Source organism: Aminobacter sp. P9b (assembly GCF_045345995.1).
Lineage (GTDB): Bacteria > Pseudomonadota > Alphaproteobacteria > Rhizobiales > Rhizobiaceae > Aminobacter > Aminobacter niigataensis.
Genome location: NZ_CP150083.1, coordinates 308,974 through 321,375 on the forward strand (window position 1 = coordinate 308,974; position 12,402 = coordinate 321,375).

General features: G+C 63.9%; 9 protein-coding genes. 1 reads left to right on the forward strand and 8 read right to left on the reverse strand.

Features of this window, described 5'->3' with window-relative positions:
* Nucleotide 1 precedes the first annotated feature (1 nt).
* Nucleotides 2–2,695: a phosphoenolpyruvate carboxylase gene (locus WHT83_RS25595; protein ID WP_108610224.1), complete on the reverse strand. Its 2,694-nt coding sequence runs from the start codon at nt 2,693–2,695 to the stop codon at nt 2–4.
* A gap of 374 nt (nt 2,696–3,069) precedes the next feature.
* Here WHT83_RS25595 and WHT83_RS25600 point away from each other — a divergent pair, with 374 nt between their 5' ends.
* Nucleotides 3,070–3,450 carry a hypothetical protein gene (locus WHT83_RS25600; RefSeq protein ID WP_108679493.1) on the forward strand — a complete coding sequence of 127 codons (381 nt, stop codon included), beginning with the start codon at nt 3,070–3,072 and terminating at the stop codon, nt 3,448–3,450.
* A gap of 155 nt (nt 3,451–3,605) precedes the next feature.
* Here WHT83_RS25600 and WHT83_RS25605 read toward each other — a convergent pair whose 3' ends face one another.
* From WHT83_RS25605 to WHT83_RS25635, 7 genes are all read right to left on the reverse strand, one after another.
* On the reverse strand, nt 3,606–4,238 hold the full coding sequence (locus WHT83_RS25605; RefSeq protein WP_406874065.1) for a sarcosine oxidase subunit gamma: 633 nt from the start codon (nt 4,236–4,238) through the stop codon (nt 3,606–3,608).
* Complete coding sequence (locus tag WHT83_RS25610; RefSeq protein WP_341878481.1) at nt 4,231–7,290, reverse strand: sarcosine oxidase subunit alpha family protein; 3,060 nt, start codon at nt 7,288–7,290, stop codon at nt 4,231–4,233. Before WHT83_RS25610 ends, WHT83_RS25605 begins: the two co-directional genes overlap by 8 nt.
* Before the next feature lie 2 nt (nt 7,291–7,292).
* On the reverse strand, nt 7,293–7,601 hold the full coding sequence (locus WHT83_RS25615; protein WP_108610222.1) for a sarcosine oxidase subunit delta: 309 nt from the start codon (nt 7,599–7,601) through the stop codon (nt 7,293–7,295).
* A 16-nt stretch (nt 7,602–7,617) separates the two neighbouring features.
* Entirely contained in the window at nt 7,618–8,871 is a 1,254-nt protein-coding gene (locus WHT83_RS25620; protein WP_108610221.1) for a sarcosine oxidase subunit beta family protein, read from the reverse strand.
* A gap of 82 nt (nt 8,872–8,953) precedes the next feature.
* Nucleotides 8,954–10,297: a type III glutamate--ammonia ligase gene (gene glnT / locus WHT83_RS25625; RefSeq protein WP_108610220.1), complete on the reverse strand. Its 1,344-nt coding sequence runs from the start codon at nt 10,295–10,297 to the stop codon at nt 8,954–8,956.
* Nucleotides 10,298–10,326: 29 nt separating this feature from the next.
* Nucleotides 10,327–11,655, reverse strand: coding sequence for an FMN-binding glutamate synthase family protein (locus WHT83_RS25630; protein WP_055976086.1), 1,329 nt, complete (start codon nt 11,653–11,655; stop codon nt 10,327–10,329).
* A gap of 8 nt (nt 11,656–11,663) precedes the next feature.
* Entirely contained in the window at nt 11,664–12,401 is a 738-nt protein-coding gene (locus tag WHT83_RS25635) for a GXGXG domain-containing protein (protein WP_108610219.1), read from the reverse strand.
* Nucleotide 12,402 lies beyond the last annotated feature (1 nt).

The following is a 12,402-nucleotide window of genomic DNA, read 5'->3' on the forward strand; positions in this document are numbered from 1 at the left end:
GTCATCCGGTCCAGCCAAGGCCGGCGGATATGCAGTTGATCGAAAGCAGGAGCGCGTTGACGGCGCGCTTGGGCTTGGCGGTGGCGCCGTCCTGGGCGCGCACCTCGCGCAGCAGCTGCACCTGCAGCCGGTGGATCGAGTCCATCTGGGGGCGGATGCGGTCGAAATGGCGCTTGAAGGCGGGGAAGCGTTCGGAAAGCTTGAGCCCGCCATTGACCTCGGAGATCATCCGCCGCGTCAGCGCGTATTCGGCCGAGATCTTGCGGTAGATGCGCTCGCCGACCTCGCGGTCCTGCACCAGCCCGGCATAGAGGTAGCCGATATCCATGTCGGACTGGTAGAGGCCCTTGTCCACCTCGTCGACGACGAGGCGGAAGAAGCGTGAGCGTTCGAACATCTGCCTGAGCAGTTCCAGGCCAGCGTCGCCGCGCACGTTGACGAAGGAATTGAGCGCGCTGCCGATGCCGTACCAGTTGGTCAGCAGGTGCCGGTTCTGGCTCCAGGCGAAAACCCATGGGATGGCGCGCAGGTCGGAAATGTCCCTCGCGCCGAAACGGCGCGCCGGGCGCGAGCCGATCTTGAGCAGCGACAGTTCTTCAACCGGGCTAGCCTGGTGGAAGTAGTCAATAAAGCCCGGCTCGTTGATCAGGCCCGAATAAGACGCCTGCGACATGCCGGTCAGCGCTTCCAGCGCCTCGCTGAACTCGGGAATGTCCTTGAGCTCAGGCTCGTTCGGCGACTTGACGGTGTGGGCAAAGACGCTCGCCGCCAGGATCTCGAGCTGATAGAGGCCGGTACCGCGGTTGGCGAATTTCGACGACACGACCTCGCCCTGCTCGGTGACGCGCATCGCGCCGCCGATGGTGCCGGCCGGCTGGGCAGCGATCGCCCTGCCTGTCGGTGCCCCGCCCCGGCTGACCGAGCCGCCACGGCCGTGGAAGAAGCTGATCTTGACCTTGCGCTTGATGGCGAGCGCCGTGATCCGCCGCTGGGCCTTGTTCAGCTCCCAGTTGGAGGCGAGGAAACCGCCGTCCTTGTTGCTATCGGAATAGCCAAGCATCACTTCCTGGCTGTTGCCGAAATCGCGCACCGAGCGGCGGACAATGGAAACACCGAACAGTTGGTCGAGGATTTCCGGCGCGGCGCGCAGGTCGGCAATCGTTTCGAACAGCGGCACGACCCTGAGCGCAATGGTTCCGCTCCCGTCTGATGCCGTCGCCATGCCGGAATACTGCGCCAGCAGATAGACCGCCAGGAGATCGTCGCTCGACCGCGTCATCGACAGGATGAAGGCCCCGACCGCACCGCCGTTCAGCCCGGCCGAAGCCTTGCGGATGACGTCGTACAGGTCGAGAAGCTCTTGTGCTTCTTCCGACAGCGCCAGCCGGTCGACTTCAAGCTGTTCGCCGCAATTCAGTGCCGCCCGGATACGTGCCGTCCATTGCGGTGTGTCGGGAGCAGGCGCTGTCTCCGGATCGGCGTGCTTGAACAACTCGCTCAGCACACGATTGACGACGGTGGAGTTCTGCCTGATGTCCAGCGAAACCGTGCGGAAGCCGAAGGTTTCGACCTGCTGGCGCACCGGCCGCACGAAGCGCCGTGCGATGAGCTTGCCGCCAAGCTGGCCGAGCACGTTTTCAAGCTCGCGCAAGTCAGTCTTGAAGGCATCGGAACGGGTATAGGGCTTGGCCGACGCCTCCCCGCGCATCGCCTCAAGGCGATCAAGCATCGCGGCTGCGAACTGGCGCAAGGGTTCGTCGGGATTGCGTGCCACGATCTCCGAGGCATTGCCGCTGCGATGCAGGGCATGGCCCAGTGCCTTGGTAAAGGCTTCCGGGATGTCGACGACATTGGCGCTGATGCTGAGCACGGTGACCAGCTTGCGCACCTGGCTGATATACCAGCCAACGATCGCCTGACGGCACTCGTTGAGCGCGTAGGCCGTGGTCTTGGCCGTGACGTTCGGATTGCCATCGCGATCGCCGCCGATCCACGAGGCGTACCGCATGAAGGACGGCACCTTGAGATCGTATTCGGGGTAGTGGCGGGCCAGCGCTTCCTCGACGCTGTCATAGAGCTTGGGCGTCGCCTCGAAGATCACTTCGCGAAAGAAGTGCAGGCCCCAGGCGATCTCGCGCTCGACCGAAGGCCGCTCGAGCCGCAGTTCGCCCGACATCCAAAGCAGTTCGATCTCGCTCTTGAGGTCGTCGATCAGCTGTTCGCGCTCACGCGGCGCCCAGCGCTGCTGCTCGAGTTCGGTCAGCTTGCGGTAGATGCGGCGGTGGATTTCGAGGACGGTGACCCGCTTGGCCTCCGTCGGATGCGCCGTCATGGTAGGCCCAACGCTGAGCGCGTCGAGGGTAGCCTGGATGTCCTCAGCCGGGTAGCCGGCGGCGGCGATCTCGCCCACGACATTGGCGAAGGAGCCGATGACTTCGTCGGCACCGCCCATCTGCTCCAGCTCTCGGCGAGAGCGCATGGCCAGAAGCTCGTTGGCAATGGCGACGAGCTGGAACCACATACCGGTGGCTTGCAGCGCGGCGATGCGTTGCCCGCTTTCGAGCGCATCGAGGCTCACGCGGCCGGTAAGAACCTCCGCCATATCGGGCTCGCGTTCGCTGACGACGGCCAAAAGCACCCTGAACAGCAGGCTGCGGACGTCCTCACGAAAGCTGAGTGGTTTGCTCTCCTCCAAGCGACACCCATTCATCTCGTGTTGCTCCGGGACACCGGTTCGTAGAGCCGGCCATCCGGGAAATGCAGTTTTCCTGATGCCGAGCAGATCGGTTTTCCGTCTCTTTGAAAACGCCCGGACGGGTAGATTTCCTATTCGTTCGGGTGGTGCCGATACTGGCCGAACGATGATCGCAAAACTCAAATCCGACTACCGCCCGGGGCAGAAATTCTGGAGTTTCCAGAGGATTGGTCCAGTGCGATTTGCAGTGGACGAGATTTAACTCATGTGCAAATATGTTGCATATAAGGCAAGTATGGGAGGCACATTACAGTGAGGTCCAATACCCGATTCCGCGTTGCCGCAGCACAATCCAACAGAGCTTGAAGAGGAACATGCCCATGCAGAAAGTGCTGCCGGAACTCTATGAGGGCCACGCGCCCATCACCGTTCAGAACGCCTTCCATGACGCGCTCGAAGCGCTCGAGGAATGGAAGGAAGGAAACGAGGAACCTCTCGTACCGGTCGACGGCTTCAACGTCCCGATCAGCCATATCTTCGCCCGGATGAGCACTTGCACCGACCTGTTGCCGCTCAGGACGCGCGATGTTCTCGAGACCATCATCGACAAGGGCTCGTTCCGCGCATCGGGCGGTTCGCTCTATGCCGACGGTGCCAAGCTTGTCATGCCGCTCTGCGTCGAGCTCCTGACCCTGTCGTTGCTACGCCCGACGGCATCGCTGGCCCAGCTGCACAAGGCCTGCGTCGACGCCTGAGCGACGACCGAGCTTATTAGCCCCCTGGCCGCCACGCATGCCGTGGCGGCAGTCGTATTTTTGACCTCTTGATTTTTGTCTCAGCAGTGACCGCCAACGAAAAAAGCCCCGGATCGCTCCGGGGCTTTCTTTTGTCTGGCGCTGCTGACGCGCGTTCAGGCCGCGCGATTCCTCGACGTGTCGACGCCATATTCCAGCGAAGAATCCACGATGGCGTGCCACAGGCTGTCGGCGAAGCTGGTGAAAACCAGCATGCTGTAGACCGGATGGCCGTCGGCACCGTTCGCCTCGCGCCAGAAATTGACCGCCGTGTGGTCGACCGACGTATTCGCGGCAGTGCCAACCGGAAAGACAGCATCATGCAGGTCGAGCGACGAGAACTTGGCGATGGCATCGCGGCCGCGCGGGCCGGAAACCCGGATCAGGCAGCGGCCGTCCGACTGATCGGAAAGCGAGGCCGCGCCTGAGAAGGCCTGGCTCATGGCGTCGATCTGCGAGCTCTCGTCCGTCCGCGGCGCCAACACCGTGAACTGGTCGGGTCCCGACCAGACGAGCGTCGCGGACTTGCCGGCGACGGCCTTCGGCGTGTTTGGCGCATCGACGCCGAACAGCTTTTTTGCCGCCTTGGCAGTGTCGGCTGCCTTGCCGCGCCGGGCCATGACCTGGACCAGCACGAGATCGCGAACCTCGACAAGCGTCACGCCTGCCTGTGCACCGGCCACGCCATGGCGGCCGGCGACGAGCGCCTTCTGGAGCGGCGACTGGGTGTTCCAGAGATAATCAACCACGCTGGCGCGCTCCTTCTGGATCATAGAAGACAGGATTGCAGATCTCGGCTTCGTAGTCCTCGCTCCGCAGCGGATCGTGGATGCGGACGATTTCGCCGATACGTTCGCGGCCGCGTTCGACCAGGCCGAGGCCGATCCACTGTTCCATCATCGGCGAGAAGCAGACCGAGGTGACGTAACCCTGGTCAGTCGCCGGACCCGGGATGCCGCCCTTGGGGATGACATGCGCGCCGGAGCGCAGCCGGCGTGCACGGTCGAGCGGCTTGATGCCGACAACGACCTGGCGGTCGGGTGCAGTCAGCCCCTCGCGACCGGCCATGACGCGGCCGATGAAGTCCTTCTTCTTCGACATCATCTTGCCGAGGCCAAGGTCGTCGGCCGTCGTCATGCCGTTGAGCTCGGGACCGGCAACGTGGCCCTTCTCGATACGCATGACGCCAAGCGCCTCGGTGCCGTAAGGCGTCACGCCATAGGGCTTGCCGGCGATCATCAGGTTCTCGGCCATCGCCGCGCCGTAGCGTGCCGGCACCGAGATTTCGAAGGCGATTTCACCCGAGAACGAGATGCGGAACAGGCGAGCGGTGACGCCACCGCGCAGCTTGACCTCGCGGGCCCCCATGAACGGGAAGCCTTCGTTGCTCATGTCTTCCGACGGATCGACCAGCGCCTGCAGAAGCTTGCGGGTGTTCGGCCCGGCGATCGAGAACTGTGCCCACTGGTCGGACGCCGACGACAGCTGCACGTCGAGCTCCGGCCAGAGCACCTGGCGGCAGAATTCGAGATGCGCCATGACCGGACCGGCCTTGGCCGTGGTCGTGGTCAGGAAGTAATGGTCTTCAGCAAGACGCGAGGTCGTGCCGTCGTCCATGACGATGCCGTCCTCGCGCAGCATCAGGCCGTAACGCGCCTTGCCGACGGCAAGCGACGAGAAGGCATTGATGTAGACGCGATCGAGGAAGGTGCCGGCGTCGGCACCGCGCACGTCGACCTTGCCGAGCGTGGAAACGTCGCAGAAGCCGACGCCGTTGCGCACGGCGAGCACTTCGCGGGAGACCGATTCGATCCAGTCCTTCTCGCCCGGCTGCGGATACCATTGAGCGCGCTTCCAAAGCCCGGTGTCGACGAACACAGCACCGCGCGCAGCCGCCCAGTGATGCGACGGCGTCAGGCGCCAGGCGTGGAAGTTCTCGTCGCGGTGATGGCCGGCGAGTGCGCCGATCGCCACCGGTGCATAGGGCGGACGATAGATCGTCGTGCCGGTCTGCGAGATGGTGCGGCCGGTGGCATCGGCCATGATGGCAAGGCCGGTGATGTTGGAGGTCTTGCCCTGGTCGGTCGCCATGCCAAGCGTGGTGTAGCGCTTGAGATGTTCGACGCTCTCGAAGCCTTCGCGCTGCGCCAGCGTCACGTCGGATGCAGTGACGTCGTGCTGGAAGTCGACGAAGGCCTTGCCCTTGGCCTTGACCTGCCAGAGCGGCGAGATCGCGTAGACCTCGTCGCCGGCTTCCGATGCTTCGCCGGCATTGCCCGACGCGCCGCAATCGGCGGCCGCAGCCACACCGGCGGCATGGCCGTCGCGCAGGCAAGCGCCAAGCGAGAATTCGCCATTGGCGGCACCCGCCATGACCATGCCCGTCGGGCAATCGCCGGGGACAAAGGCTGCGATATCGTCACGCCAGACCGGCTTGCCGCGATGGAAACAGGACAAGCCCACATTGGGGTTCCAGCCACCGGACACTGCCAGGCAGTCGGCATCGATCTGCTGCTTCCTGCCGTCGGCGGCAGTAACCACTAGGCCACGCACGCCATCGACGCCACCCTTGACGTCGGACACGCCGCCAGCCAGCACGCGCAGGTCGGAGAGTTCGGCCAGTGCCTGGTATTCCGCCGGCACCTTGCCGCGCGGGTCGATCACCGCTGCGATATCGCCACCGGCCTGCTGGATCGCCTCGACAGTGCGCCAGCCGTCGTCATTGTTGGTGAACAGCGCGACGCGCTTGCCCGGCATCGCGGCGAAGCGATGGACGTAGGTGCGCACGGCGGACGCCATCATCACGCCCGGACGGTCGTTGCCCGGGAAAGCAATCGGCCGCTCGATGGCACCGGCAGTGACAACCGAACGCTTGGCAACGATGCGCCAGATCCGCTGGCGGACCTGGTGCGGACCCGGCACCGGAACATGGTCGTTGACGCGCTCGAGCGCGGCGTGGACGCCGCCGTCATAGACGCCGAAAAGCGCCGTACGGGTCATGATGCGGACGTTGGGCAGCCCGGCGAGTTCGTCGGTCGCACGACGCACCCACTCCTCGGCATGCATGCCGTCGATCTCGCCACCGTCGCTGAGCAGGCGGCCGCCGAGACGGACGTCTTCTTCGACCAGGATGACACGCGAACCGGCGCGGCCGGCGGCCAGAGCCGCCGAAAGACCGGTGGGCCCAGCACCGACGACGAGCACGTCGCAATGCGCCCAGGCCTTGTCGTAGTGATCGGGATCCGGCAGTTCCGCGCTCTTGCCGAGACCGGCGGCACGGCGGATGATCGGCTCGTAGATCGCCTCCCAGAACTTCGCCGGCCACATGAAGGTCTTGTAGTAGAACCCAGCGACGAAGATCGGCGAGAAGAGCTGGTTGATCGACATGAAGTCGCGACGCAGCGACGGCCAGCGGTTCTGGCTCTGGGCGATCAGCCCGTCATAGAGCTCCTGCGTGGTGGCGCGGGTGTTCGGCTCCTTGCGGGCGCCGGTGCGCATCTCGACCAGCGCGCTTGGCTCTTCCGAACCAGCGGTGATGATGCCGCGCGGACGATGGTACTTGAATGAGCGGGCAACCAGCTTGACGCCGTTGGCGACGAGCGCCGAGGCCAGCGTGTCGCCGGCAAAGCCTGTCATGGTCTTGCCGTCGAAGGAGAACTGCAGCGGCGCCTGGCGATCGATCAGACCACCGCTGCGCAGCCGGTGCGACTGGCTGGCGGATGCAGCCTGGCTGCGCGCGTTGGTGCTGCCTTCGGCAGCGGCCGTCCTGCCGAGCGGTTCGGATCCGGAATAGCCCGACATCTTTATTCTCCTGCCTGCACCGGCTTGGACGCACCCACGCCGGGGGCTGCCGTGACCGATCTGAATTCATGCGTCACGGTGTTGCGCTCGGCTATCAGCCAGGAGCGGCAGCCACCGCCGTGATACCAGTACTCGCGCATGAAGCCGGCTACGTTGTCGCGCAGATAAACATAGTCGTAGAAGGCGTCTTCGACGCGCTCGGGGCTTTCGCCGCTATCGACTGCGAAGGTGGGCCGCTTGGGCGAGGCGTCGCCGAGATAGGTGAACTCGCCGTTCTCGCGTTCGCCGCAGAAAGGACATGCAATACGCATTCCGCCAGTCTCGCTTTCAGTGCAGGTTGGGTTGGGCGCCTTGGCCCTTTTCGTCGATCATCGCGCCGCGGCGGAACCGGTCGAGCCGGAAGCGCGCAGCTTCTGGGTGCGGTTCGTCACGCGCCAGCAGATGGGCGAAGACGAGACCGGAAGCCGGCGTCGCCTTGAAGCCGCCATAGCACCAGCCGGCGTTGAGATAGAGGCCGTCGATGGGCGTCTTGTCGATGATCGGCGTGCCGTCCATCGACATGTCCATGATACCGCCCCACTGGCGCAGCATGCGGACGCGGCCGATCATCGGCATGACCGCCATGCCGCCTTCGCAGACGTCCTCGACCACCGGCATGTTGCCGCGCTGGGCGTAGGAATTGTAGCCGTCGAGATCGCCGCCGAAGACGAGGCCGCCCTTGTCGGACTGGCTGATGTAGAAGTGGCCGGCTCCGAAGGTGACGACGCCAGGGATGAGCGGCTTGATCGCCTCGGTGACGAAGGCCTGCAGCACATGGCTTTCGATCGGCAGCTTCATGCCAGCCATGGCGGCGACGCGCGAGGTATTGCCGGCGACTGCCATGCCGACCTTGCCGGCGCTGATCTTGCCGCGCGATGTCTCGACACCGGTGACCTTGCCGTTCTGGTCGCGGACGAAGCCGGTGACTTCGCAGTTTTGGATGATGTCGACGCCACGCTGGTCGGCGGCGCGCGCATAACCCCAGACCACCGCGTCATGGCGGGCCGTACCGCCGCGACGCTGCATCAGGCCGCCCATGATCGGGAAGCGCGGGCTGTCGTAATTGAGGAATGGCAGTTCCTTGCGGATCTGCACCGCGTCGAGCAGTTCGGCATCGATGCCGTTGATGCGCATGGTGTTGCCGCGGCGGGCAAAGGCGTCGCGCTGGGCATCGGAGTGATAGAGGTTGATGATGCCGCGCTGGCTGACCATCGCGTTGTAATTGAGATCCTGCTCCATGCGCTCCCACAACTTCATCGAAAGCTCGTAGAAGCCGGTATTGCCGGGAAGGCCGTAGTTGGAACGGATGATGGTGGTGTTGCGGCCGGCGTTGCCGGAACCGATCCAGCCCTTTTCGAGCACCGCGACATTGCGGATGCCGTACTCGTTGGCGAGGAAGTAGGCCGTGGCCAGGCCGTGGCCGCCACCACCGATGATGATCACATCGTAGTGGCTCTTGGGTGCCGGATCGCGCCAAGCCCGGGTCCAGCCCTGATGACCGGACAAAGCTGCCTTGGCGAGTGAGAAGATCGAATATTTCATCGCATGTGTTCCGGCGAAATGTGAGGTGTGCCCGGGGCAGCGCCCGATCTGGATGATCGGGCGCCGAGCCTGTTCTTGTGCCTCAGACGTCCAGCGTGTGGTCGCGCTCCCACTGGGTGAAGTGCGACGCGTAGGAGTTCCACTCCTGATGCTTGAGCTTGATGAAGGCGGCGGAAAACTCCTCGCCCATCGCAGCTTTCAGCTCGCTGTCTTCGTCATAGGCACGCAGCGCGTCAAGCAGGTTGAGAGGCAGCTTGGCGCCATGCGTGACGGTGTGGCCTTCACGGTACATGTCGACGTCGCTGCGCGGACCGGGATCGGCCTTGGAGCGGATGCCGCTGAGGCCGGCAGCGATGATGATCGCCTGCATCAGGTACGGGTTGGCAGCGCCGTCGGGCAGGCGCAGTTCGAAGCGGCCGGGGCCGGGCACGCGCACCATGTGGGTGCGGTTGTTGCCGGTCCAGGTCACCGTGTTCGGCGCCCAGGTTGCACCCGAAAGAGTGCGCGGTGCGTTGATGCGCTTGTAGGAGTTGACGGTCGGATTGCAGATCGCGGCAAGTGCCGAGGCGTGCTTCATGATGCCGCCGAGGAAGTACCTGCCCTTCTCGGAAAGACCCAGCTCCATGTTCTTGTCTGCAAAGGCATTGTTCTTGCCGCTCAGATCCCACACCGAAATGTGGGCATGGCAGCCGCTGCCGGTGAGGCCTGGGAAAGGCTTCGGCATGAAGGTCGCGCGCAGGCCATGCTTTTCGGCGATCGAGCGGACCATGAACTTGAAGAACGAATGCTTGTCGGCAGTCTGCAGGACGTCGTCGTACTCCCAGTTCATTTCGAACTGGCCGTTCGCGTCCTCATGGTCGTTCTGGTAGGGCTTCCAGCCGAGATCGAGCATCGCATCGCAGATTTCGGCGATGACATCGAAGCGGCGCATCACGGCCTGCTGGTCGTAGCAGGACTTTGCCGCCGTATCGTACTCGTCGGCAATCTGCTTGCCATCCGGCGTGGTCAGGAAGAATTCCGGCTCGACGCCGGTCTTGACGCGCATGCCTTCCTTGGCGGCTTCGGCGACGAGGCGCTTCAGCGTGTTGCGCGGCGCCTGGGCCACGCCCTTGCCTTCCATCAGGCAGTCGGATGCGAGCCAGGCAACTTCCGGACGCCAGGGCAGCTGGATGACCGAGATCGGATCCGGCACAGCCAGCATATCCGGGTGCGCCGGCGTCAGGTCCAGCCAAGTCGCGAAGCCGGCAAAGCCGGCTCCGTCCTTCTGCATGTCCGATATAGCCTGCGCAGGCACCAACTTGGCGCGCTGCCCTCCGAAGAGGTCAGTATACGACACCATGAAGTATCTGATGTTGCGAGTCCTTGCGAACTCTTTGAGATCAGTCACCTCCGACTGATCGATTTTGGCTTCGAAGGCCGTACCCATGTAAAATGCTCCTCCCAATCCTTGTGGTTTTAAAAGGGACCCTTCCCGGGTACCCAGCTCGTCCCCGCAAGCGGCACGCCAGCCATGGCGGCAGCTTCGATCGAAAGAGCGCAGAGATCCTCAGGCTCGAGATTGTGCAGATGATTTTTGCCGCAGGCACGGGCGATAGTCTGTGCCTCGAGCGTCATGACCTTCAGGTAGTTCGCCAGACGGCGACCAGCCGCGATCGGATCGACGCGCTTCATCAGCTCGACGTCCTGCGTGGTGATGCCGGCAGGGTCCTTGCCCTCGTGCCAATCGTCGTAAGCGCCGGCAGTGGTGCCGAGCTTCTGGTATTCATCCTCCCAACGCGGATCGTTGTCGCCCAGCGCGATCAGCGCTGCGGTTCCAACCGATACTGCATCGGCACCGAGGGCGAGCGCTTTGGCCACATCGGCACCATTGCGTATGCCACCGGAAACGATCAGCTGAACCTTGCGGTGCATGCCGAGGTCCTGAAGCGCCTTCACTGCCGGGCGGATACAGGCGAGCGTCGGCTGGCCGACATGCTCGATGAACACTTCCTGGGTCGCTGCGGTGCCGCCCTGCATGCCGTCGAGCACGACGACGTCAGCGCCGGCCTTCACTGCGAGCGCGGTGTCGTAGTAGGGGCGTGCGCCACCAATCTTGACGTAGATCGGCTTTTGCCAGTCGGTGATCTCGCGGATTTCGAGGATCTTGATCTCGAGATCGTCAGGACCGGTCCAGTCGGGGTGACGGCAGGCCGAACGCTGGTCGATGCCCTTGGGCAGGGTGCGCATCTCGGCGACGCGGTCGGAAATCTTCTGGCCCAGAAGCATGCCGCCGCCGCCCGGCTTGGCGCCCTGGCCGACAACGATTTCGATGGCGTCGGCACGACGCAAGTCACGCGGGTTCATGCCGTAGCGCGACGGCAGGTATTGGTAAACCAGGTGCTTGGAGTGGCCGCGCTCTTCCTCGGTCATGCCGCCGTCACCGGTGGTGGTCGAGGTGCCGGAAAGCGTTGCGCCACGGCCGAGGGCTTCCTTGGCCGGACCCGACAGCGAGCCGAAGCTCATGCCGGCGACGGTGATCGGGATCTTCAGCTCGATCGGCTTCTTGGCGAAACGCGTGCCCAATACGACCGAGGTGTCGCACTTTTCGCGATAGCCTTCGAGCGGATAGCGCGAGATCGAAGCGCCGAGGAACAGCAGGTCGTCGAAGTGCGGGACCTTGCGTTTGGCACCGGAGCCGCGGATGTCGTAGATGCCCGTCGCTGCGGCGCGACGGATTTCGGACATTGCGTATTCATCGAACGTGGCCGACTTGCGTGGCGTCGTCGGAGGATTGTGATAGCTCATTTTGTTCCTCAGTATGCGTCAGCGTTGTCGATGTTGAAGTTGTAGAGCGTGCGCGCCGAACCGTAGCGCGAGAACTCTTCCGGCTTCACGTCGGTGATGCCGGCGCGGTCGAGCAGATCCTGCAGGATGGCGATGTGCTCGGGGCGCAATTCCTTCTTGATGCAGTCAGCGCCGAGGCTCTTGACCGAGCCGCGAACGAACAGGCGGGCTTCGTAGATCGAGTCGCCGAGCGCGTCGCCGGCATCGCCGAGCACCACGAGGTTGCCGGACTGCGCCATGAAGGCCGACATGTGGCCGATGTTGCCGCGAACGACGATGTTGATGCCCTTCATCGAGATGCCGCAACGCGACGAAGCGTTGCCTTCGATGACCAGCAGACCGCCGCGACCGGTGGCGCCGGCGTACTGGCTGGCGTCGCCCTTCACGACGATGGTGCCCGACATCATGTTTTCACCGACGCCCGGGCCGGCCGAGCCATGCACGGTGATCGTCGAGAGCTGGTTCATGCCGCCGCAATAGTAGCCGACACTGCCCTGCACATCGATCGAGATCGGGTGCTCGGCGCCGACGGCAACCGCATGACTGCCCTTCGGGTTGATGACTTCCCAGTTCGGCTCGGTGGAAGCGTCCTTCACCTCATGCAGCGCCTGGTTGAACTCGCGCAGCGTGTTCTTCGAAAGATCGAACACCTTCGGCGCGTAGTTGACCTGGTGCAGGGGGGACGTCGCAAGATTCGTTGAATGCATA

What these genes read in the sequence shown, in the direction of transcription:
- glnT (WP_108610220.1), bottom strand. Translation starts at nt 10,297, where the DNA reads ATGGGTACGGCCTTCGAAGCCAAAATCGATCAGTCGGAGGTGACTGAT.
- WHT83_RS25615 (WP_108610222.1), bottom strand. Translation starts at nt 7,601, where the DNA reads ATGCGTATTGCATGTCCTTTCTGCGGCGAACGCGAGAACGGCGAGTTC.
- WHT83_RS25635 (WP_108610219.1), bottom strand. Translation starts at nt 12,401, where the DNA reads ATGCATTCAACGAATCTTGCGACGTCCCCCCTGCACCAGGTCAACTAC.
- WHT83_RS25620 (WP_108610221.1), bottom strand. Translation starts at nt 8,871, where the DNA reads ATGAAATATTCGATCTTCTCACTCGCCAAGGCAGCTTTGTCCGGTCAT.
- WHT83_RS25600 (WP_108679493.1), top strand. Translation starts at nt 3,070, where the DNA reads ATGCCCATGCAGAAAGTGCTGCCGGAACTCTATGAGGGCCACGCGCCC.
- WHT83_RS25630 (WP_055976086.1), bottom strand. Translation starts at nt 11,655, where the DNA reads ATGAGCTATCACAATCCTCCGACGACGCCACGCAAGTCGGCCACGTTC.
- WHT83_RS25610 (WP_341878481.1), bottom strand. Translation starts at nt 7,290, where the DNA reads ATGTCGGGCTATTCCGGATCCGAACCGCTCGGCAGGACGGCCGCTGCC.